Origin of the sequence: Sphaerotilus hippei (genome assembly GCF_003201595.1) — a bacterium.
GTDB classification, from domain to species: domain Bacteria; phylum Pseudomonadota; class Gammaproteobacteria; order Burkholderiales; family Burkholderiaceae_C; genus Sphaerotilus; species Sphaerotilus hippei.
Genome location: NZ_QJJS01000001.1, coordinates 24391 through 44193, shown reverse-complemented (window position 1 = coordinate 44193; position 19803 = coordinate 24391). Strand labels below are relative to the sequence as shown.

Annotated in this window: 20 protein-coding genes; 12 read left to right on the top strand and 8 right to left on the bottom strand. The window is 69.3% G+C overall.

The features are described from left to right. Nucleotides 1-27: 27 nt before the first annotated feature. Complete coding sequence (locus tag C7444_RS00215) at nucleotides 28-1209, bottom strand: class I SAM-dependent rRNA methyltransferase (protein WP_110398818.1); 1182 nt, start codon at nucleotides 1207-1209, stop codon at nucleotides 28-30. 264 nt (nucleotides 1210-1473) lie between these two features. Between C7444_RS00215 and C7444_RS00210 the strand changes: the two genes are divergently transcribed. From C7444_RS00210 to xylB, 8 genes are read left to right on the top strand one after another with little or no spacing between them, the layout of a single operon-like run. Further along, nucleotides 1474-2781: an ABC transporter substrate-binding protein gene (locus C7444_RS00210; RefSeq protein ID WP_110398817.1), complete on the top strand. Its 1308-nt coding sequence runs from the start codon at nucleotides 1474-1476 to the stop codon at nucleotides 2779-2781. A 60-nt stretch (nucleotides 2782-2841) separates the two neighbouring features. After that, a complete protein-coding gene (locus C7444_RS00205) occupies nucleotides 2842-3699 on the top strand; it encodes a carbohydrate ABC transporter permease (RefSeq protein ID WP_110398816.1) in 858 nt (285 codons plus the stop codon). 14 nt (nucleotides 3700-3713) lie between these two features. Then, on the top strand, nucleotides 3714-4544 hold the full coding sequence (locus C7444_RS00200; RefSeq protein ID WP_110398815.1) for a carbohydrate ABC transporter permease: 831 nt from the start codon (nucleotides 3714-3716) through the stop codon (nucleotides 4542-4544). 33 nt (nucleotides 4545-4577) lie between these two features. Then, nucleotides 4578-5636: an ABC transporter ATP-binding protein gene (locus C7444_RS00195; RefSeq protein ID WP_110398814.1), complete on the top strand. Its 1059-nt coding sequence runs from the start codon at nucleotides 4578-4580 to the stop codon at nucleotides 5634-5636. 38 nt (nucleotides 5637-5674) lie between these two features. After that, nucleotides 5675-7093 (top strand): D-arabinitol 4-dehydrogenase, encoded by a 1419-nt coding sequence (gene dalD / locus C7444_RS00190; RefSeq protein ID WP_245909337.1) that lies wholly within the window; start codon nucleotides 5675-5677, stop codon nucleotides 7091-7093. Further along, a complete protein-coding gene (locus C7444_RS00185) occupies nucleotides 7090-7881 on the top strand; it encodes an L-iditol 2-dehydrogenase (protein ID WP_110398812.1) in 792 nt (263 codons plus the stop codon). Before dalD ends, C7444_RS00185 begins: the two co-directional genes overlap by 4 nt. Nucleotides 7882-7901: 20 nt before the next feature. Next, nucleotides 7902-8834 carry an AraC family transcriptional regulator gene (locus C7444_RS00180; RefSeq protein WP_110398811.1) on the top strand — a complete coding sequence of 311 codons (933 nt, stop codon included), beginning with the start codon at nucleotides 7902-7904 and terminating at the stop codon, nucleotides 8832-8834. Nucleotides 8835-8860: 26 nt separating this feature from the next. Beyond that, entirely contained in the window at nucleotides 8861-10330 is a 1470-nt protein-coding gene (gene xylB / locus C7444_RS00175) for a xylulokinase (protein ID WP_110398810.1), read from the top strand. 41 nt (nucleotides 10331-10371) lie between these two features. Here the strand turns inward: xylB and C7444_RS00170 are convergent, their stop codons facing one another. The 6 genes from C7444_RS00170 to C7444_RS00145 all read right to left on the bottom strand — a co-directional run bounded on the left by C7444_RS00170 (nucleotide 10372) and on the right by C7444_RS00145 (nucleotide 15554). Next, on the bottom strand, nucleotides 10372-11010 hold the full coding sequence (locus C7444_RS00170) for a hypothetical protein (RefSeq protein ID WP_110398809.1): 639 nt from the start codon (nucleotides 11008-11010) through the stop codon (nucleotides 10372-10374). A gap of 138 nt (nucleotides 11011-11148) precedes the next feature. Beyond that, nucleotides 11149-12090 (bottom strand): tyrosine recombinase XerC, encoded by a 942-nt coding sequence (locus C7444_RS00165; protein WP_110398808.1) that lies wholly within the window; start codon nucleotides 12088-12090, stop codon nucleotides 11149-11151. Nucleotides 12091-12102: 12 nt separating this feature from the next. Then, nucleotides 12103-12783 carry a DUF484 family protein gene (locus C7444_RS00160; RefSeq protein ID WP_211317449.1) on the bottom strand — a complete coding sequence of 227 codons (681 nt, stop codon included), beginning with the start codon at nucleotides 12781-12783 and terminating at the stop codon, nucleotides 12103-12105. A 79-nt stretch (nucleotides 12784-12862) separates the two neighbouring features. Then, entirely contained in the window at nucleotides 12863-13723 is an 861-nt protein-coding gene (gene dapF / locus C7444_RS00155) for a diaminopimelate epimerase (RefSeq protein ID WP_110398806.1), read from the bottom strand. Between the two features lie 38 nt (nucleotides 13724-13761). After that, complete coding sequence (locus C7444_RS00150; protein ID WP_110398805.1) at nucleotides 13762-14661, bottom strand: LpxL/LpxP family acyltransferase; 900 nt, start codon at nucleotides 14659-14661, stop codon at nucleotides 13762-13764. Further along, nucleotides 14658-15554: a lysophospholipid acyltransferase family protein gene (locus C7444_RS00145; RefSeq protein WP_211317448.1), complete on the bottom strand. Its 897-nt coding sequence runs from the start codon at nucleotides 15552-15554 to the stop codon at nucleotides 14658-14660. The genes C7444_RS00150 and C7444_RS00145 overlap by 4 nt, the downstream gene beginning before the upstream one ends. 173 nt (nucleotides 15555-15727) lie before the next feature. Between C7444_RS00145 and metK the strand changes: the two genes are divergently transcribed. Next, on the top strand, nucleotides 15728-16909 hold the full coding sequence (gene metK / locus C7444_RS00140; RefSeq protein ID WP_110398804.1) for a methionine adenosyltransferase: 1182 nt from the start codon (nucleotides 15728-15730) through the stop codon (nucleotides 16907-16909). Between the two features lie 62 nt (nucleotides 16910-16971). Here metK and C7444_RS00135 read toward each other — a convergent pair whose 3' ends face one another. Further along, nucleotides 16972-17649, bottom strand: coding sequence for a ProQ/FINO family protein (locus tag C7444_RS00135; protein WP_110398803.1), 678 nt, complete (start codon nucleotides 17647-17649; stop codon nucleotides 16972-16974). Between the two features lie 79 nt (nucleotides 17650-17728). Here C7444_RS00135 and C7444_RS00130 point away from each other — a divergent pair, with 79 nt between their 5' ends. The 3 genes from C7444_RS00130 to C7444_RS00120 all read left to right on the top strand — a co-directional run bounded on the left by C7444_RS00130 (nucleotide 17729) and on the right by C7444_RS00120 (nucleotide 19716). Beyond that, nucleotides 17729-18355, top strand: coding sequence for a DUF2238 domain-containing protein (locus C7444_RS00130; protein ID WP_110398802.1), 627 nt, complete (start codon nucleotides 17729-17731; stop codon nucleotides 18353-18355). Between the two features lie 139 nt (nucleotides 18356-18494). Beyond that, nucleotides 18495-18716: a hypothetical protein gene (locus C7444_RS00125; RefSeq protein WP_110398801.1), complete on the top strand. Its 222-nt coding sequence runs from the start codon at nucleotides 18495-18497 to the stop codon at nucleotides 18714-18716. Nucleotides 18717-18732: 16 nt separating this feature from the next. Beyond that, entirely contained in the window at nucleotides 18733-19716 is a 984-nt protein-coding gene (locus tag C7444_RS00120) for a DUF6976 family protein (RefSeq protein WP_110398800.1), read from the top strand. The last annotated feature ends 87 nt before the right edge of the window (nucleotides 19717-19803 follow it).

Below are 19803 nucleotides of genomic sequence, written 5' to 3'. Positions count from 1 at the left end.
GGTGCCGCGTCCGTTCCGCGCCGGCGTTCAGCGCTTGAGCACCACCAGCCCCTTCAGGTACTCGCCCTCGGGGAAGTTGATCGTCGTGGGGTGGTCGCTCGAGGCTTCCAGGCGCTGCAGCAGATAACCGTCCACGCCCGCGTCCAGCCCGGCGCCGGCGACGATCTTGTGGAACAGGTCCGCGCTGATGCCGCCCGAGCAGCTGAAGGTCAGCAGCAGACCGCCTGGGGCCAGCAGCTTGAACGCCAGCCGGTTGATGTCCTTGTAGGCCCGGCTGGCGCGGTCGGCATGGGCCGCGGTGGGCGCGAACTTGGGCGGATCGAGCACGATGGCGTCGAACTGCCGGCCGTCCTGCAGCATCTGGCGCAGCGTGGCGTTGACGTCGGCATCCAGCGTGGCGTGGCGGCTGGCGTCGAAGCCGTTGAGGCCGACGTGGGCGCTGGCGCGGGCCAGTGCCGGGCCCGACGAGTCGACGCTGATCACCTCGGTGGCGCCGCCCGCCAGGGCCGCGACCGAGAAGCCGCCGGTGTAGCTGTAGCAGTTGAGCACCCGCTGGCAGCCGAACTGCCGCACCAGCCGCGCGAAGCCGGCCCGGTTGTCGCGCTGGTCTAGGTAGTAGCCGGTCTTGTGGCCTTCGGCGACATCGACGGTGAGCTGCCAGTCGTGCTCGGTCAGCGTCACCCGCGTGTCGCCGTCGCCGCGCAGCCAGCCGGTGACGGGCTCCAGCCCTTCCAGCGTCCGCACGCTGACGTCGGAGCGCTCGTACAGCCGCGTGCAGCCGGTGGCCGCGAGCAGCGCGTCGGCGATGACCGGTTTCCAGCGCTCGGTGCCCGCGCTCAGGAACTGCACGCTGAGGATGTCGCCGTAGCGGTCGACCACCAGACCCGGCAGGCCGTCGGCCTCGCCGTGCACCAGCCGCACGCCGTTGCTGCTCACGCCCAGCCGGGCGCGCATCGCGACGGCGGCCTGCAGGCGCGAGGCGAAGAAGGCCGCGTCGATGCGCTCGGCCTCGTCGAAGCTCCAGGCCCGCACCCGGATCATCGAGCTGGGGCTGAACGCTCCCCACGCAAGGAAACGGCCGTCGTGGCTTTCGACACGCACCGTCTCGCCGGGGTCGGCCTTGCCTTTTTCGACACTGCCCTGGAAGACCCAGGGATGGCGGCGCTGGAGCGAGCGCTCCTTGCCTTCACGCAGTCGGATGGTTTTCATGGGGCGAATTGTCGCTGCCCGCGCCAGGCGCCCGCCGCCCGGACTCGAGCCTCGCTTGCGTGCAATGGGCGGGTAAACGCGAAAACCAATACGTTATGGCATCGGATCAAGGAAAACACTGATCTTTTCTTGCAAGAGAGTACGGATCCTTGCTGGGCTCGTATCAGGAGCAGGAGGCCCTGGCCCCTATCGTTGCGACCGTCCGATGTGCATGAAGACACGTCGCACTCCACTGAACGTGATCCCATCGACGAGGAGACTCAAATGAAGTTGAAGGCATCCCTGGCACTGGCTTTTGGTCTGGCCGCAGGACTGGCGAACGCAGCACCCACCGAACTGGTGATCGCGACCGTCAACAACGGGCACATGATCGAGATGCAGAAGCTCGGCAAGAATTTCGAGCAGGCCAATCCCGACATCAAGCTCAAGTGGGTGACGCTGGAAGAAGGCGTGCTGCGCCAGCGCGTGACCACGGACATCGCCACCAAGGGCGGTCAGTTCGACGTGATGACCATCGGCATGTACGAAACCCCGATCTGGGGCAAGAAGGGCTGGCTGCAGGAGCTCAAGACCGACGCGGCCTACGACGTGGACGATCTGCTGCCGGCCATGCGCAACGGCCTGTCGGTCGATGGCAAGCTGTACGCGGCGCCTTTCTACGGCGAGAGCTCGATGCTCATGTACCGCAAGGATCTGGCCGACAAGGTCGGCGTGACCGTGCCGGACCGCCCGACCTGGGTGCAGATCAAGGACCTGGCGGCCAAGATCCACGATCCGAAGAACGGCGTGTACGGCATCTGCCTGCGTGGCAAGCCGGGCTGGGGCGACAACATGGCCTTCCTGTCGACGCTGGTCAACACCTACGGTGGCCAGTGGTTCGACATGAGCTGGAAGCCGCAGCTCGAGTCCAAGCCCTGGAACGACGCGATCACCTTCTACGTCGACCTGCTGAAGAACTACGGCCCTCCGGGCTCGTCGGCCAACAGCTTCAACGAGATCCTGGCGCTGACCAACGCCGGCAAGTGCGGCATGTGGATCGACGCGACCATCGCCGCCTCCTTCGTCAGCGATCCGAAGCAGTCCAAGGTCGCCGACAAGATGGCCTTCGCCCAGGCGCCGACCGCCGTGACCCCCAAGGGCGCGAACTGGCTGTGGGCCTGGTCGCTGGCGATTCCCGCCGGCTCCAAGAAGGTCGACGCCGCGCAGAAGTTCGTCAACTGGGCCACCTCGAAGGAGTACATCCAGCTGGTGGGCAAGACCAATGGCTGGGCCGCCGTGCCGACCGGCACCCGCAAGAGCACCTACGCGAACGCCGACTTCCAGAAGGCCGCGAAGTTCGCCGCTGCCGAGAAGATGGCCATCGACTCGGCCAATCCGAACGACAGCACGCTGCCCAAGAGCCCTTATGTGGGCGTGCAGTTCGCGGCCATTCCGGAGTTCCAGGCCATCGGCATCGCGGTGGGTCAGCAGATGAGCTCGGCCCTGGCCGGCAAGACCTCGGTCGAGGCGGCGCTGAAGGCGGGCCAGACGGCTGCCGAGCGTGAGATGAAGAAGGCCGGCTACTACAAGTAAGGAAGCCGCTTCCGGGCACGCGGGCCCTGTCCTGCGTGCCCCTTTCGCTGAAGGCCTGTCATGAAAAGATTCCTGCCCCGCGCCCTGATGGCGCCTGCGGTGGTCACGCTCTTCCTGTGGATGATCGTGCCGCTGCTGATGACGATCTATTTTTCCGTCATCCGCTACAACCTGATGCAACCCGACCAGACCGGCTTCATCGGTCTGGAGAACTTCGAATACTTCGTCACCGACCCCTCGTTCTGGCCGTCGGTGAGCAACACCCTGCTGCTGCTGGGCAGCGTGATCCTGATCACGGTGATCGGCGGCGTGGCCCTGGCCCTGCTGATCGACGACCCTTTCCCCGGCCGTGCGCTGGTGCGGGTGCTGCTGATCTCGCCCTTCTTCGTCATGCCCACGGTCAATGCGCTGCTGTGGAAGCACATGATGATGAACCCCATCTACGGCGTGCTGGCCCAGGTGTGGATCTTCTTCGGCCTGACACCGGTCGACTGGCTGACCGATCTGCCGCTGTTCTCGATCATCGTGATGATCGCCTGGCAGTGGCTGCCGTTCGCCACGCTGATCTTCATGACCGCGCTGCAGAGCCTGAACCGCGAGCAGCTCGAAGCCGCCCGCATGGACGGTGCCGGTTACCTGCAGCAGCTGCGCTACATGGTGCTGCCCCACCTGGGCCGTTCGGTCGCGGTGGTCATCATGATCGAGCTGATCTTCCTGCTGAGCGTGTTCGCCGAGATCTTCACCACGACCGGCGGCGGTCCGGGTGACGCGAGCACGAACGTCGCGTTCCTGATCTTCAAGCAGGCGCTGCTGAACTTCGATGCCGGCGTGGCTTCGGCCGGTGCGCTGTTCGCCGTGCTGCTGGCCAACGTGGCCGCGGCGTTCCTGATCCGTCTGATCGGCAAGAGCCTGGACTGAAGCGGAGCCCCCACATGTCCAAGAAATCCAAGTTTTCCGTGGCCCTGGTGGTGCGCACCGCGGCGGCCTGGGCCGTCACGCTGCTGCTCTTCTTCCCGCTGGGCTGGCTGTTCCTGACGGCCTTCAAGACCGAGCTGCAGGCCATCGCGGTGCCGCCCGAGCTGTTCTTCTCGCCCACGCTGGAGAATTTCCACGAGGTGCAGGAACGCAGCGACTACCTGCTCTACGCCAAGAACTCGTTCATCACCAGCGTGGCCTCCACCGTGCTGGGGCTGCTGATCGCGGCACCGGCGGCCTATTCGATGGCCTTCTTCCGCAGCAAGCGCACCCGCGACATCCTGATGTGGATGCTGTCGACCAAGATGATGCCGGCCGTCGGCGCGCTGGTGCCGATCTACGTGCTGGCGCAGACCACCGGCCTGCTCGACAGCCTCAGCGCGCTGACCATCGTCTTCACGCTGAGCAACCTGCCCATCATGGTGTGGATGCTGTACTCGCACTTCAAGGACATCCCGCCGGACATCCTCGAGGCCGCGCGCATGGATGGCGCCACGCTGTGGCAGGAAGCGCGTTTCGTGCTGCTGCCGCTGGGCATGGGCGGCCTGGCGTCGACCGGCCTGCTGTGCCTGGTGCTGAGCTGGAACGAGGCGTTCTGGTCGCTGAACCTGAGCGCGGCCCAGGCCGGCACGCTGGCCACGCTGATCGCCAGCTACTCCAGCCCGGAAGGCCTGTTCTGGGCCAAGCTGTCCGCCGCCTCGCTGCTGGCCATCGCACCCATCATCGTCTTCGGCTGGTTCAGCCAGAAGCAGCTGGTGCAGGGCCTGACCTTCGGCGCCGTCAAGTAACTCTCGAACATCAGAATCTGAAGAGGAGCCCCCATGGCCTTCCTGCAACTCCAAGGCGTCGAAAAGTTCTTCGGCACCCACCGTGCGATCAAGGGCATCGACCTGGCGATCCAGAAGGGCGAGTTCATCGTCTTCGTCGGCCCGTCGGGCTGCGGCAAGTCCACGCTGCTGCGCCTGATCGCCGGGCTCGAGAACATCGACGGCGGCACGCTGCATCTGGACGGACGCGACATCACCGACGCCCCTTCGTCCAAGCGTGACCTGGCGATGGTGTTCCAGAGCTACGCGCTCTATCCGCACATGAGCGTGTTCGAGAACATGAGCTTCGCGCTCAAGCTGGCCAAGGAAGACCCGAAGCTCATCCAGGAGAAGGTCGAGCGGGCCGCGAAGATCCTGAACCTGAGCGCCTACCTGCAGCGCACGCCCAAGGACCTGTCCGGCGGCCAGCGCCAGCGCGTGGCCATCGGACGAGCCATCGTGCGCGCGCCCAAGGTCTTCCTGTTCGACGAGCCGCTGTCCAACCTGGACGCCGCGCTGCGTGGCCAGACCCGGGTCGAGATCGCCAAGCTGCACCGCGACCTCGGCGCGACCACCATCTACGTGACCCACGACCAGGTCGAGGCGATGACGCTGGCCGACCGGGTCGTGGTGCTGCGCGACGGCCAGATCGAGCAGGTCGGCACGCCGCTGGAACTCTACGACCGTCCGGCCAACCAGTTCGTCGCCCAGTTCATCGGCACGCCGCAGATGAACGTGGTGGCACTGGCCCAGTCGCCGCACCTGCAGGCGGTGTTCGGCCAGCAGGTGCCCGCCGGCGGCTCGGTGGGGCTGCGCCCCGAGGCGCTGTCCATCACCGCCGCCGGTGCGGGCCAGGTGCAGGGGCAGGTCGAGCTGATCGAGGCGCTGGGCGCCGAGACGCTGATCTACGTCGGCACCGGCAACGGCACGCAGCTGGTCGCCCGCCAGAGCCACCGCACGGGCCTGCACCTGGGCGACCGGGTCGGCCTCGACATCGACACCCGCACCGCCCACCTGTTCGACGCCCAGGGCCGCCTGGCCCGTGCCGCGCTGGAGACGCCGGTCATCCATTGACCGACGGCCCTTCCGTATCCTCACTGGACTGACCGATCATGGCCCAAGACCACGCCACTTCCGCCCCGGCCCGGGTGATGCTCCACCTGGGGCTGGGTTCCTTCCACCGGGCCCACCAGGCCGTCTACCTCGACCAGCTGCACGCCCTGGGTGACTCCACCTGGGTGCTGGCCGGTGGCAACCTGCGCCCCGACATGGCCGAGACGATCGAGGCCCTGCGCAGCCAGGGGGGCGCCTACACGCTCGAGACCGTCACGCCCCAGGGCGAGCGCCGCTACCAGCGCATCCAGTCCATCCGCACCGTCGTGCCGTGGACGGCCGACCTGCGCGGGCTGATCGACCTGGGGGCCGATGCCACCACCGGCATCATCTCCTTCACCGTCACCGAGGCGGGGTATTACCTCGACGCGAAGAACCGCCTCGACCTGAGCTTCGCCGACCTGAAGGCCGACCTCGAGGCCGCCCGCGAAGGCCGCCCGGGCTCGACGCTCTACGGTGCGCTGACCGCGATCCTGCGCGAGCGCATGAACCGTGGCGGTGGTGCCGTCACGCTGCTGAACTGCGACAACCTGCGCCACAACGGCGAACGCTCGCGTGCCGGGCTGCTGCAGTTCATCGAGATGGCCGGCGAGACCGAGCTGCTGGCCTGGGTGCTCGAGCACACCAGCAGCCCCAACGCGATGGTCGACCGCATCACGCCACGGCCCACGGCCGAGGTGCGCGAGCGGGTGCTGGCGGCCACCGGCGTGGACGATCCGGCCGCGCTGATGGGCGAGAGCTTCATCCAGTGGGTGATCGAGGACCGTTTCGTCGCCGGTCGCCCCGCCTGGGAGCGGGTCGGCGTCGAGATGGTCGAGTCGGTCGCGCCGTATGAAGAAGCCAAGATCCGCCTGCTCAACGCCCCGCACAGCTGCATCGCCTGGGCCGGCACGCTGATCGGCTACCTCTACATCCATGAAGGCACGCACGACGCCGAGATCCGCAGGATGGCGCACGACTACGTCACCGACGACGTGATCCCGGTGCTCAGCCCGAGCCCGATCGATCTGGCCGCCTACCGCGACGTCGTGCTCGACCGCTTCGGCAACCCGGCCATCGCCGACACCAACCAGCGCGTGGCGATGGACGGCTTCAGCAAGATCCCCGGTTTCATCGCGCCGACCTTCCGCGAGCGCCTGGCCCGCGGCGAGTCCATCGACAGCGTGGCGATGCTGCCCGCGCTGTTCCTGGCCTATCTGCAGCGCTGGCATGCCGGCCTGATTCCCTACGCCTACCAGGACCAGGCGATGGACCCGGCGCTCGCCCACGCGATCTGCGAGGCGGCCGATCCGGTGGCTGCCTTCTGCGCCGACGCGCCGCTGTGGGGCCCGCTGGCGGGCGATGAACGTCTGGTGGCCGCCGTGCGTGGCGCCTTTTCAAGAGTGAAGGCCTTCGTGGCCTCGAGGAGTGTTTCATGAACGGATCCCAACGCCTGCAAGGACGCCATGCGCTGCTGACCGGTGCCGGCGGTGGCATCGGCCTGTCGGTGCTGCAGGCCTACGTGGCCGAAGGTGCGCGCTGCACGGTGGTCGACATCACCAGCCAGCCGTCGGCCGGCGTGCAGCTGCTGGCCCAGGAACGGCCCGACCAGGTGCACTACGTCGGCGCCGACCTGACCGCCGCGGGCGAGATCGCCCGTGTCATCGAGGCCGCCCAGGCGCGCTTCGGCGCCATCGAGGTGCTGTTCAACAACGCCGCGGTGTTCGACATGGCGCCGCTGCTCGACAGCGACGAGGCCATGTACGACCGCCTGTTCTCGGTCAACGTCAAGGCGATGTTCTTCGTCATGCAGGCCGTGCTGCGCCAGATGGTCGAGGCCGGCGTCAAGGGCTCGGTCGTCAACATGGCTTCGCAGGCCGGCCGGCGCGGCGAGTCGCTGGTGTCGCACTACTGCGCGACCAAGGCCGCGGTGATCAGCTACACGCAGAGCGCCGCGCTGGCGATGGCGCCGCACCACATCCGGGTCAACGGCATCTCGCCGGGCGTGATCGCCACGCCGATGTGGAAACACGTCGACGCGCTGTTCGCGAAGTACGAGAACCTGCCGCTGGGCGAGAAGAAGAAGCGCGTCGGCGAGGCCGTGCCGCTGGGCTACATGGGCGACCCGAAGGACATCTGCGGTGCCGCGGTCTTCCTGGCCAGCGACGAGGCGTCCTACATCACCGCGCAGACGCTCAACGTCGACGGTGGCAACGTGATGAGCTGATCCGGTCCGGCGTCCGCACCATGGCCAGCAAGCCTCGCCACCTGCCGCGCCAGCTCAAGCCCGAGCTGGAGCACGACTACGCCCGCAGCCCGTCGCTGGGCTACGAGGGCCCGGCCGGCCTGGTGCGCTGCCTGGAGCACGGCTTCCCCACGCCCCTGGCCCGCTGGCACTACCACGACGAGTACGAGCTGCACCTGATCACGGCCACCTCGGGCAAGGCCTTCATCGGCGACTGGATCGGGCCGTTCCAGCCCGGCCACCTGGTGCTGTGCGGCCCGCGCCTGCCGCACAACTGGATCACCCTGGACCTGCCCGAAGGCGGCGTGCCCCAGCGTGACCTGGCGGTGCAGTTCCCGCACGAGCCGATCGCCCGGGCGGCCGAGCTCATTCCCGAGCTGACCGAGGTGCTGCCGCTGCTCGAGCGGGCGCGCCACGGCATCGAGTTCTTCGGGCTGGGCGAGGTCGCGATGACCCGCTTGCGCGACATCAAGCGCAGCAGCGGCCTGTGCCGCTTCGCCGCCTTCTGCGACTTCATGGGCGAGCTGTCGCGCTGGACCGACTACCGGCTGCTGTCGAACGTGCAGCTGCAGGGCGCCGACGACGACGCGCAGGTCGACCAGATCAACACCATCGTCAACCGCATGACCGACAACGTGGCCGAGCAGCGCTCGGCCGCCGAGGTCGCCACCGAGCTGGGCATGAGCGAAAGCCGCTTCAGCCGCTTCTTCCGCCGCGCCACCGGCAACACCTACACCGACTTCGTCAACCGCCTGCGCATCAACCGCGCCTGCCAGCTGCTGATGGAGTCCGATCGCCTCATCACCCACATCTGCTACGAAGTGGGCTTCAACAACGTGGCCAACTTCAACCGCCGCTTCCTGGAGATCAAGGGCATGACGCCCAGCGAATTCCGCAAGCAGTCGGAGAACCGCTTCGGCTCGGCCACGGGCTGAGGGTGGTCACCAACGGACCCGAACCCATGTACCTCGGCATCGATCTCGGCACCTCCGAAGTCAAGTGTCTGCTGCTCGACCGTGAGCACCGGCTGGTCGCCACCGTCGGCGAATCCCTGAGCGTGCAGCGCCCGCAGCCGCTGTGGAGCGAACAGCTGCCCGGCGACTGGTGGGCGGCCACCGATCGTGCGCTGCTGCGCCTGCGCGCCAGCCACCCCGCCGCGATGGCGCAGGTGCGTGGCATCGGCCTGTCGGGCCAGATGCACGGTGCCGTGCTGCTCGACGGCGACCAGCAGGTGCTGCGCCCGGCCATCCTCTGGAACGACGGCCGCAGCGGCGTCGAATGTGCCGAGCTGGAAGCCGCCTGCCCCGACCTGCACGAGATCACCGGCAACCTCGCGATGCCGGGTTTCACCGCGCCCAAGCTGCTGTGGGTGCACAAGCACGAGCCGGAGCTGTTCGAGCGGGTGGCCTGCGTGCTGCTGCCCAAGGACTGGCTGCGCCTGCGGCTCACCGGCGAGCTGGTCAGCGAGATGAGCGATGCCGCCGGCACGCTGTGGCTCGATGTCGGCCGGCGCTGCTGGTCCGAGGCCATCCTGGCGGCCTGCGGGCTGTCGGTGGCTCAGATGCCGAGCCTGGTCGAGGGCAGCGAGGTCTCCGGGCAGCTGCGGCCTGAACTGGCGTCACGCTGGGGCCTGGGCGCGCGTGTCATCGTCGCCGGGGGCGGGGGCGACAACGCCGCCAGCGCGGTGGGCATCGGGGCGGTGCGGCCGGGCGAGGGCTTCGTCTCGCTGGGCACCTCGGGGGTCATCTTCCTCAGCAGCGACCGCTACCGGCCCAACCCGGCCAGCGCGATGCACGCCTTCTGCCATGCGCTGCCCGGGCGCTGGCACCAGATGAGCGTGATGCTCAGCGCGGCCAACGGCCTGCGCTGGGTCACGCGGCTGCTGGGCGCCGGCAGCGAGGCGGCCCTGCTGGAGCAGGTCGCCCGCCTGACGCCCGCGCAGCGCGAGCGCGCCCCGCTGTTCCTGCCCTACCTGAACGGCGAGCGCACGCCGCACAACGATCCGCATGCCCAGGGCGTCTTCTTCGGCCTGGGCAACGACCACGACGCGGCGACGCTGGCCCATGCGGTGATCGAGGGGGTCACCTTCGGCCTGCTCGACGGCTGGCACAGCCTGGGCACCCGGCCGGGCGAGGTGCAGAGCCTGTCCCTGGTCGGCGGAGGCGCCCGCAGCGCCCTGTGGGCCCAGATGCTGGCCAGCGCCCTCGACGTGCCCATGGTCACCCGCCAGGGGGGCGAGGCCGGAGGTGCGCTGGGCGCGGCGCGGCTGGCCTGGCTGGCCGATGGGGGCAGCGTCGACGAGGTGTGTGTCGCCCCTCCGGTGGCGGCGACCTTCCTGCCCGACCCCGCCGAGACCGCACGGCTGCAGCCGCGCCACGAGCGTTTCAAGGCGCTCTACCGGGCCGTGGCACCGCTGTTCCCGTCCGCCTGAACGGTCTGTCTTCCGTCGTGGCCGTCACGGCCCTGGCGGGCTCATGCCTTGAGCCTGCTGCCGGCGGCGTGCGGATGCTGGATCCGGTGCGCGACGATGGCCGCGTCCTCGACGACGCGGAACAGCTCCAGGTAGGTGAGCCTGAGCGTGCGGGTGTGGACGCCGGTGTTGGACAGCCACAGCGGCATCACCTCGTCGTCGTGCAGTTCGGTGCGCAGCGCGGGCGAGCCCCAGGCGCGGATGACGTTGCCGATCGCATGGGCCCGGAACGCGGCGCTGCCGTCGTTGGGCAGGAAGCTGCGCCGGCCGTGGAAACGGGCCGCGGTGTCGGTGAAGACCTGCAGGTTGATCAGGCAGCTCTCCCACTGCGTGATCGCGGCGTAGTAGAGCGGGGTGCTCGGGTCGTGGGGCGTGCTCAGGCGCAGGAAGTCCAGCGTGCTCCGCCGCGCCTGATGGTATTGGCTGACCGTCGCCTGGGCCCGGTGCAGCAGCGTGATCGCGTGCTGGCGCGCATGGCCGGTGAAGGCGGCGGCATGCACGCCGCTCAGGACGTCGTTGCGCAGCCAGCCCTCGGCCTCCGCCGGCCAGTGTTCCAGATCGGGGATGTCGCAGGCGGTCAGGTCGGCGATGCCCGGGGCGATCGCCCGGTTCAGGAAACTGCGATTCCAGCGTGTCGCCATGGTGCGACCACCTCCAACGATGTCGGCCTCTCGGTCCGGGCGCCGGGCGGGCCCTGGTGTCGTGCAAGGCCGGCCGGCGTGAAGTCCGGTCAGCATAACTTACATCTTGTTTCAATCCCGCCGATGCGCGGTGAAGGCTCAGTCCGCGGTCTTCTTTTTCGCTCTCGGGTGAGCGGCGTCGTACACCTTGGCGAGGTGCTGGAAGTCCAGCCGGGTGTAGACCTGCGTGGTGCTGATCTGGGCGTGGCCGAGCAGCTCCTGCACCGCGCGCAGGTCGCCGCTGGACTGCAGCAGGTGCGAGGCGTAGCTGTGGCGCAGCATGTGCGGATGCACGTGCGTGGGCAGCCCGGCGACCTGGGCGCGCCGCGCCAGCCGGCGGCGCAGCTGGCCGTCGGTCAGCCGGGTGCCACGCTGGCTGACGAACAGGGCGGGCTCCTCGGGGGCGGCCAGCGCGGTGCGCGGTTCCAGCCAGGTGCGCAGGGCCTCCAGCGCCGCGCGGCCCACCGGCACCACGCGGCGCCGGCTGCCCTTGCCCAGCACATGGGCGTCACCCGCCTCGAGGTCGATCCAGCCGCGTGCCTGCGGGCTCGGGTGCAGGTCCAGTCCGGTCAGTTCGGCCACCCGCAGGCCGCCGCCGTAGAGCAGTTCGGTGATGGCATGGTCGCGCAGGTCGAGCCGCGGGTCGGTGGTCTCGTCGTGCGCGTCGGCCAGCGCCATCGCCTGGTCGACCGGCAGCGCCTTGGGCAGCGGTCGGCCGGCCTTCGGCGCCCGGACGCCGTCGACCGGATTGAAGGCGACCCGGCCTTCGCCGCCCAGCCAGCGGTACAGGCCGCGCCAGGCGGCCAGGTGGATGGCGATGCTGCGCGAGCCCAGGCCGCGGGCGTGCAGCCGGGCCGCCCAGCGGCGGATGTGGGCGCTCTGAACGGCGGTGAGGTCGATGCCCGCTTCGGCGGCACCGGCCTCCAGGCGCAGCAGCGCGTCGCGGTACATCGTGCGCGTGCGGTCGGCCAGGCGGCGCTGCAGGCGCAGGTGCTCGAGGAAGGCGCAGGACTCGGGACCGAGCGGGGTGTCGGCCACCATGGGCGCGTGCCCTCAGTCGACCGGTGGCAGCAGGCGGGTGAGGGCGGCGCTGGCCAGCTCGCCCACCCGCACCAGGAATTCGGTGCCCATGTCGGCGGTGTAGCGGGTCGGGTCCGGCGAGCCCAGCACCAGCAGGCCGAAGGCCGGTGCCGACGGGCCGCGCCGCAGCGGCACCATGGCCAGCGAGGTCATCGTGGTGCTGTTGCCCAGCCACTGCACGGGCTCGAACGAGGCGTTGGCGCCGCAGTAGGGCAGGTTCAGGCTCGACGCGAAGTGGCGCACCTCCTCGCTGACCGGGCCGGCGAAGACCTCGCGGGAGAACTCGGCGCGCAGGTCCCACAGCCGCAGCGCGACCTCGGGCACCAGGAACTGCTCCTGCAGGTCGAGCACCAGCACGTCGGGCAGGTCGCGGGCATCGCCGCACAGCATCAGGTTGCGGGTCCACTGGTGCAGCCGGTCGCCCAGGCCGGCGTTTTCCTGGCCATGGCGGATCATGTCCATGATGCGCCGCTCCAGGCCGCGGATGCGCTCGCGCAGCATCTCCATCTGGCGCTGCTGCAGCGAGACCGCGCGCGCGCCGTGCGGATTGGCCAGCTCGACGCTGGCGAGCAGCTCGGCGTGGCGCTCGAAGAAGCCGGGCGTGTGGGCCAGGTAGTTGGCGATTTCGTCTTCGGTGATGCCCGGGATGCTCATGTCGGGAGGGTAGTCCGGAAAGGTTGTGGGATCGGGGGAGATAAACGGGCGGTTTGCACCGGTCATCCCCGCGTCGCGCTCAGGCGGGCAGCTCCAGCTCGCCGTCGAAGACCCGCACCGCCGGTCCGGTCATCAGCACCGGGTGACCCGGGCCGCCCCATTCGATGGTCAGCAGGCCGCCCCGCATCTCGACGTCGACCCGGCCGTCCAGCCAGCCCAGCCGGATGCCGGCGACCACCGCGGCGCAGGCGCCGGTGCCGCAGGCCAGCGTCTCGCCGGCCCCGCGCTCGTGGACCCGCAGCCGGATGCGATCGCGCCCGACCACCTGCATGAAGCCGGCGTTCACGTGCCGGGCAAAGCGGGCGTGCGCCTCGACCCACGGGCCCAGCGACTCGACCGCGGCCGTGTCCACGTCGTCCACGCGCTGCACCGCATGCGGGTTGCCCATCGAGACGACGGCGACCTCGCAGCGGTGGTGCTCGTCCTGCAGCGGCCAGAGCTCGAAGCCGCCGAGCTCGCGCGGCACCAGGCCGCTGCCGTCGAAGGGCAGGCGGGCGTGCTCGAACATCGGCTCGTTCATGTCCACCGTGACCCGGCCGTCGGCCTGCATGCGCAGCTCGAGCCGGTTGTTGACGGTCTCCACCTGCACGACGTCACGCGTGGTCAGGCCGCGGTCCCTCACGAAGCGCATGAAGCAGCGTGCGCCGTTGCCGCAGTGCTCGACCTCCTCGCCGGTGCCGCCGTTGAAGATGCGGTAGCGGAAGTCCACGCCGGGCGTGAGGCTGCGCTCGACCACGAGGATCTGGTCGGCGCCGACGCCGAAGCGCCGGTCGCCGAGGAAACGCAGCTGCGCCTCGTCGAGCGCCAGCGGCTGTCCGGTGGCGTCGAGCACGACGAAGTCGTTGCCCGCGCCTTGCATCTTGGTGAAGCGCAGTTTCATATCGGGAGATTATCGCGGTTGTGTCTCGACCGCCGGCATCAGTACAGCCCGGCCTCGCCCGGCGGGCGGGTCTTGAAGCGCTTGTGCACCCACAGGTACTGCGCCGGGTTGCGGCGGATCTCGCTCTCGATCCAGCGGTTCATGCGGGCGGTGTCGGCCACGGCGTCGTCGGTGGGGAAGTCGGTCCAGGGCTCGAGGTAGCGCACCCGCCAGCCGGCGCCGCCGGGCAGCAGCTCGGCCACGACGGGCTGCACGACCATGCCCAGCATCTTGGCCATGCGCGAGGGCGCCAGCAGCGTGGCCGCCGGCACGCCGAAGAAGGGCACGAAGGCGGCGTCGCGGACGCCGAAGTCCATGTCGGGCAGGTTGAAGAAGGCGTCGCCGCGCTTGATGGCGCGCACGATCGGCTTGGCGCTCTCGCTGCGCGCGTAGATCTGCGCGTTGCCGAAACGCAGGCGGCCGCGTCGCATCGCCGCGTCGATCACCGGGTTGGACTGGGTCTGGTAGATCGAGCCGGCGGTGCGGGTCTGGTACAGCGTGACCGACTGGCCGGCCACGTCGAGGCCGAGGAAGTGCGGCACCAGCCACATCACCGGGCGCTCGCTGTGCTCGGCCAGCCGCACCTCGCCTTCGACATGGATCAGCCGGCGCAGCCGCTCGGCGCTGGCGTGCCAGAGCATGCCGCGGTCGATGAAGCTGCGGCCCAGCCAGCGGAAATGCTCGCGGGCCAGCGCCGTGCGCTCGGCCAGGTCCCGCTCGGGAAAACAGAGCTCGAGGTTGCGCAGCGCCACCCGCCGGCGCGACTTGCCCAGCGACCACAGCAGCGCCCCGAGGCCGCGGCCGAGGCGGTCCTGCACCCCCAGCGGCAGCCAGTGGATCAGCCACAGCAGGCCGAGCACCAGGCGCGCCGCCACGCTCTCCAGCGGGCGCGACCTCATGGCTGCTCCCCGCCGGATTCCGCGGCGGGCTGGGCACGCGGGGCCTTGTAGCGGTTGTAGGCCCAGAGGTACTGGTGCGGACAGGCGCGGATCAGGCGTTCCATCTCCTGGTTGACCACGGTGGCGGCGCCGACCGGATCGTCGGCCGGCGGCATGGGCTGCTGCGGTGCGCTGACGTGGATGACATAACCCTGACCGGCCGGCAGGCGCTCGCAGCGCAACAGCAGCCAGGCGGCGCCGGTCTGCTGCACCAGCCGGGAGGCCAGCGTCATCGTGTAGGCCTCGCGGCCGAAGAACGGCGCCCACACGCCCATGCCCTCGGGCGGCACCTGGTCGGGCAGCACGCCCACCGTGCCCCCCTGGCGCAGCGCCCGGATCATCTGCCGCACGCCCGACAGCGTCGCGGGCGCCGTCAGCAGCCCGGGCCGGTCGCGCGACTGCGCCACCAGCGTGCGCAGCCAGGGCTGGCGGGCCGGGCGGTAGAGCGCGGTGATCGGGCTGCGGGCGCCAAAACGCTCCGCATAGGCCTGGGCGATGACCTCGAAGCAGCCCAGGTGCGGCGTCAGCATCACCAGGCCGCGCCGGGCCGACAGCGCCGTCTCCAGGTGCTCGACGCCTTCCCAGCGCACCAAGTCGCCCAGTGCCTGGTCGGCCGGCCGGCACCAGAGCCGGGGCAGTTCGGCCAGCATGCGCCCGGTCGAGGCGACCGCCCCCCGTGCGTGCGCCCACTCCAGCCCGGCCTGGGCGACGTGGGCACGCATGCGGCGGCGGTAGGTGGGGGAGGCCGCATAGGTCAGCCAACCCAGGGCGGACCCCAATCGGTGCAAAAGCGGCAGGGAAAGGCCGGAAGCCGCGCGGAACAAGGATTCGATCACAGCATTAAAATCGGACATTCGCCGAGTTAAGGAACAACTTGCGGGGCGACAGGATGGCTCAGGTCACCTGGATCTTCTTCATGAAGATCAACAAATGCCGCTAAAGCGTTCGCCGCAGTCTCCCCCGGACCCAAGGCGATCGCAACCCATCAACAGGTGCAGATGCCTTGACCTCTCCAGGAGTGTAAGAAGTGGCGAACGATTTTCTCTTCACCTCGGAATCCGTTTCCGAAGGCCATCCCGACAAGGTGGCCGACCAGATCTCGGACGCGATCCTCGACGCGATCCTTGCACAGGATCCGCTGTCGCGCGTGGCCGCCGAGACCCTGACCAACACCGGCCTGGTCGTGCTGGCCGGCGAGATCACCACGCAGGCCAACGTCGACTACATCCAGGTCGCGCGCGACACCATCAAGCGCATCGGCTACGACAACACCGAATACGGCATCGACTACAAGGGCTGCGCGGTCCTGGTCGCCTACGACAAGCAGTCCAACGACATCGCCCAGGGCGTGGACCGCGCCAGCGACGACTACCTGAACATCGGTGCCGGTGACCAGGGCCTGATGTTCGGCTATGCCTGCGACGAGACGCCCGACCTGATGCCCGCGCCGATCTACTACGCGCACCGGCTGGTCGAGCGCCAGGCGCAGCTGCGCAAGGACGGCCGGCTGCCCTTCCTGCGCCCGGACGCCAAGAGCCAGGTGACGATGCGCTACGTCGACGGCAAGCCGCACTCGATCGACACCGTCGTGCTGTCGACCCAGCACAGCCCCGACCAGAGCGAGACGGCGACGACGATGAAGGCCTCGTTCACCGAGGCCATCATCGAGGAGATCATCAAGCCGGTGCTGCCGAAGGAATGGCTGCAGGACACCAAGTACCTGATCAACCCGACCGGGCGCTTCGTCATCGGCGGCCCGCAGGGCGACTGCGGCCTGACCGGGCGCAAGATCATCGTCGACACCTACGGCGGCGCCTGCCCGCACGGCGGCGGCGCGTTCTCGGGCAAGGATCCGACCAAGGTCGACCGCTCGGCCGCCTATGCCGCCCGCTACGTCGCCAAGAACATCGTCGCCGCCGGTCTGGCCCGGCAGTGCCAGATCCAGGTCGCCTACGCCATCGGCGTGGCCCGTCCGATGAACGTGACGGTCTACACCGAAGGCACCGGCGTGATCCCCGATGCCGAGATCGCCCGGCTGGTCAACCAGCTGTTCGACCTGCGCCCCAAGGGCATCATCCAGATGCTCGACCTGCTGCGCCCGATCTACACCAAGACCGCCGCCTACGGCCACTTCGGCCGTGACGAGCCGGAGTTCACCTGGGAGCGCACGGACAAGGTCCAGGCGCTGCGCGCGGCCGCCGGCCTGTGAGCCTGGCGCCGAGCGGCCATGAAAAAGCGACCGTGAGGTCGCTTTTTTGATGGTCGACGGCTTCAACGGGCCGGACGCTGGCGGCGCGGGCCGCCATCGCCACGGCCTTCGCCCCGGGGCGCTCGCTCGCCTTCGCGGCGAGGACGCTGCTGCGCACCCGCCCCCTCGCCGCGGGGGCCGCCGGGCCGCGGCGCACGGCGCTCGCTGCCGGGGGCCGGCCGGTTCGCCTCCCATTCGGTGCGTTCCTTGCGGGCGATCTCGAGCAGGCCGTCGAGCTTGTCCTCTTCCACGCCCTTGAGGGCGCAGAAGTTCGGCCGCGTCAGCGTGGTGGCCTCGAAGTCGCGCAGCAGGTGGGCGCGGTTGAGCCACTGCTGTTCTTCCAGCGCGCGGCGCTCGTCGGTCACCGCGCGGCGGCGCTTGAGCTCCTCGTCGGCGACCTGGCGGTGCTCGTCGGTGAGGTCGCCGGCGGGCTGGCCGTCGAGGTCGAAGCGGTGCTTCGCCCGGCTCAGCGCGATCAGGTAGGCGGTGCCACCGGTGTAGCGGCGCAGGAAGGCCGACAGCGCCTGCTTGGTGAACACGCCGGGCGCACGCTCCTGGATGTCGGCCTGGATGCGCAGCTTCAGTGGCTTGGGCGAGCTCCCGAACAGCGCCGGGAAACGCTCCTTGAGCTGGCGCGCGCACTCGGCCGGCGTCATCGGGGCCTCGGCCGGGATCGGGTTCGGGGTATCAGGCAAGGACATGGACGGCGCAGGCAGTGGGATCGAAAGCCTTCGATTGTGCCTGCAGCGCGACCCCCGCGGCTTCGGGCAAGATGGCACGATGAAATCGACCTTGCCGACGCTGCGTGAATCGCTGGTCTATGCCGGCGCCTGGATGGCCCTTCTGCTGGCGTCGGGCCTCGGGCCCCACGAGCGGGGCACCTGGCTGATGGAGGTCCTGCCGGCGATCGTGGCGCTGCCGCTGATGGCGCTGACACGCGGCGCCTTCCCGCTGACGCGGCTGCTCTATGCGCTGATCTTCGTGCATGCGGCGGTGCTGATGCTGGGCGGCCACTACACCTATGCCCGGGTGCCGCTGGGCGAATGGATGCGCGAGTGGTTCGGTTTCGAGCGCAACCACTACGACCGCATCGGCCATTTCATGCAGGGGGCCGTGCCGGCGATGGTCGCGCGCGAGCTGCTGCTGCGCTGCACGCCGCTGCGCCCCGGCGGCTGGCTGTTCACGCTGGTGACGGCGGTGGCGCTGGCCGTCAGCGCCATCTACGAGCTGATCGAGTGGGGCGCGGCGGTGGCGCTGGGGGCCGGGGCCGACGAATTCCTGGCCACGCAGGGGGATGTCTGGGACACCCAGAAGGACATGGCGATGGCCTGGATCGGCGCCGTGGTGGTGCAGGCGCTGCTGGCGCGGCGCCACGACCGGGAACTGGAAAAGCGGCGCGACGCCTGACCGGCGGGTTCCGTGACCGGCTTCACGCCGAGGTCCGGTTTGCGCTCAAGTTCTGCCGGATCGGGGGTTTGTCCGCCATTCAGTCGCGCGGTGCGCGGCCGAAAGCACAGGGACTAACGATTCAACGACTGGTCCCGCCATGGCACTTCCTGTTCCTCCTCCCTCGAACCCCTGCTGGCAGCGCCTGGCCACCGGGGGGCTCCAGCGCCTCAAGACCAACCACCTCGGCACGCAGCTGCTGGCCAAGCGCATCGAGCGCAGCCCGGATTCCGTGGCCGTCAAGGCCGCTGAAATCCATGCCTTTTTCGCCAAGTGGGAACGCATCCTGACGGCGGAACTGAGCCAGATCACCACCGTGTAAGCATCAAGGATTCGACATGAATGAACTGACCTCCGTCTCGGCCGCTGCCGAACTGATCCGCCGTGGTGTGCCGCTGAGCGTGGCCGGCCCGGAAGACGTGCTGCGCCAGCTGCCCGCGGGCAACTGGATCGGCGGCACCATCCCCTACTTCATGGCTGCCGGCGGCGGGGTCGTGGTGACCGACGAGCGCCTGTTCGTCACCGATCTGTCGAAGGCGGGCAGCGTGTCGCTGGCCTACTACCCGGCCGACCAGCTGCAGCGCATCACCACCGAGGCGCCGGACAACAGCTTCTCGCTGACCATCATTCCCGCCGGTGGCGAGGCGCTGAGCCGTTTCGCCCGCGAGGCCGCGACCTACGAGGACGCCTTCGTCAAGCCCACCGTGGGCTGGATCGCCGGGGTGCACCTCAGCGAGCTGGGCAGCCGCAAGCCGCTGGTGTTCGACGGCCGCACCGGGCAGGCCCACGCCGACGGTGCCGTGGTGGCCCACATCCGCCTGGCCGACGACAAGCTGGCCTCGGTCGAGATCATCAACATCTTCGAGCCCGATGGCGGTGACGTGCTGCGCTTCGACCGCGTCGGCTTCGAGATCGGCGAGTGCGAGGTGGCGGGCCGCAAGGTCAACCTGGCGGCCTACCTGAAGGAGCGTGGCATCGCCGACGGTCGCCTGCCGCTGGTCGGCGACTACGCCGGGGCGCACATCAACGTGTCCTTCCAGACGGTCGACGTCGAGCAGGGCAAGGTCGTGCTGTATGCACCGGTGTTCCCGGGCGTCGACTACCGCATCGCCCGCCCGGTCGGCGACTACGCGGCCGAGTTCCGCCGCCGCCTGGCCGAGTACGACGCCACCGGTGCGGTGTTCTCGTGCAACTGCATCCTGAACTTCCTGTTCGGCGAGCTCGAGGGCAAGGCCATCGGCGGCGTGGAAGGCCCGGTCACCTTCGGCGAGATCGGCTACCAGCTGCTCAACCAGACGATGGTGGTGGTGCGCCTGCAGTGAGGCGGCCGACCGCCCGCGTGACGGGCGGTCTTGATGTCGCGCAAGACGTGGATGCGGCCACGTTTCATCATGTCGTCATCGAATCGA

What these genes read in the sequence shown, in the direction of transcription:
- xylB (WP_110398810.1), top strand. Translation starts at nt 8,861, where the DNA reads ATGTACCTCGGCATCGATCTCGGCACCTCCGAAGTCAAGTGTCTGCTG.
- C7444_RS00180 (WP_110398811.1), top strand. Translation starts at nt 7,902, where the DNA reads ATGGCCAGCAAGCCTCGCCACCTGCCGCGCCAGCTCAAGCCCGAGCTG.
- C7444_RS00145 (WP_211317448.1), bottom strand. Translation starts at nt 15,554, where the DNA reads ATGTCCGATTTTAATGCTGTGATCGAATCCTTGTTCCGCGCGGCTTCC.
- C7444_RS00200 (WP_110398815.1), top strand. Translation starts at nt 3,714, where the DNA reads ATGTCCAAGAAATCCAAGTTTTCCGTGGCCCTGGTGGTGCGCACCGCG.
- C7444_RS00120 (WP_110398800.1), top strand. Translation starts at nt 18,733, where the DNA reads ATGAATGAACTGACCTCCGTCTCGGCCGCTGCCGAACTGATCCGCCGT.
- C7444_RS00210 (WP_110398817.1), top strand. Translation starts at nt 1,474, where the DNA reads ATGAAGTTGAAGGCATCCCTGGCACTGGCTTTTGGTCTGGCCGCAGGA.
- C7444_RS00160 (WP_211317449.1), bottom strand. Translation starts at nt 12,783, where the DNA reads ATGAGCATCCCGGGCATCACCGAAGACGAAATCGCCAACTACCTGGCC.
- C7444_RS00195 (WP_110398814.1), top strand. Translation starts at nt 4,578, where the DNA reads ATGGCCTTCCTGCAACTCCAAGGCGTCGAAAAGTTCTTCGGCACCCAC.
- dapF (WP_110398806.1), bottom strand. Translation starts at nt 13,723, where the DNA reads ATGAAACTGCGCTTCACCAAGATGCAAGGCGCGGGCAACGACTTCGTC.
- C7444_RS00185 (WP_110398812.1), top strand. Translation starts at nt 7,090, where the DNA reads ATGAACGGATCCCAACGCCTGCAAGGACGCCATGCGCTGCTGACCGGT.
- C7444_RS00170 (WP_110398809.1), bottom strand. Translation starts at nt 11,010, where the DNA reads ATGGCGACACGCTGGAATCGCAGTTTCCTGAACCGGGCGATCGCCCCG.
- dalD (WP_245909337.1), top strand. Translation starts at nt 5,675, where the DNA reads ATGGCCCAAGACCACGCCACTTCCGCCCCGGCCCGGGTGATGCTCCAC.
- C7444_RS00215 (WP_110398818.1), bottom strand. Translation starts at nt 1,209, where the DNA reads ATGAAAACCATCCGACTGCGTGAAGGCAAGGAGCGCTCGCTCCAGCGC.
- C7444_RS00135 (WP_110398803.1), bottom strand. Translation starts at nt 17,649, where the DNA reads ATGTCCTTGCCTGATACCCCGAACCCGATCCCGGCCGAGGCCCCGATG.
- C7444_RS00125 (WP_110398801.1), top strand. Translation starts at nt 18,495, where the DNA reads ATGGCACTTCCTGTTCCTCCTCCCTCGAACCCCTGCTGGCAGCGCCTG.
- C7444_RS00205 (WP_110398816.1), top strand. Translation starts at nt 2,842, where the DNA reads ATGAAAAGATTCCTGCCCCGCGCCCTGATGGCGCCTGCGGTGGTCACG.
- C7444_RS00130 (WP_110398802.1), top strand. Translation starts at nt 17,729, where the DNA reads ATGAAATCGACCTTGCCGACGCTGCGTGAATCGCTGGTCTATGCCGGC.
- C7444_RS00150 (WP_110398805.1), bottom strand. Translation starts at nt 14,661, where the DNA reads ATGAGGTCGCGCCCGCTGGAGAGCGTGGCGGCGCGCCTGGTGCTCGGC.
- C7444_RS00165 (WP_110398808.1), bottom strand. Translation starts at nt 12,090, where the DNA reads ATGGTGGCCGACACCCCGCTCGGTCCCGAGTCCTGCGCCTTCCTCGAG.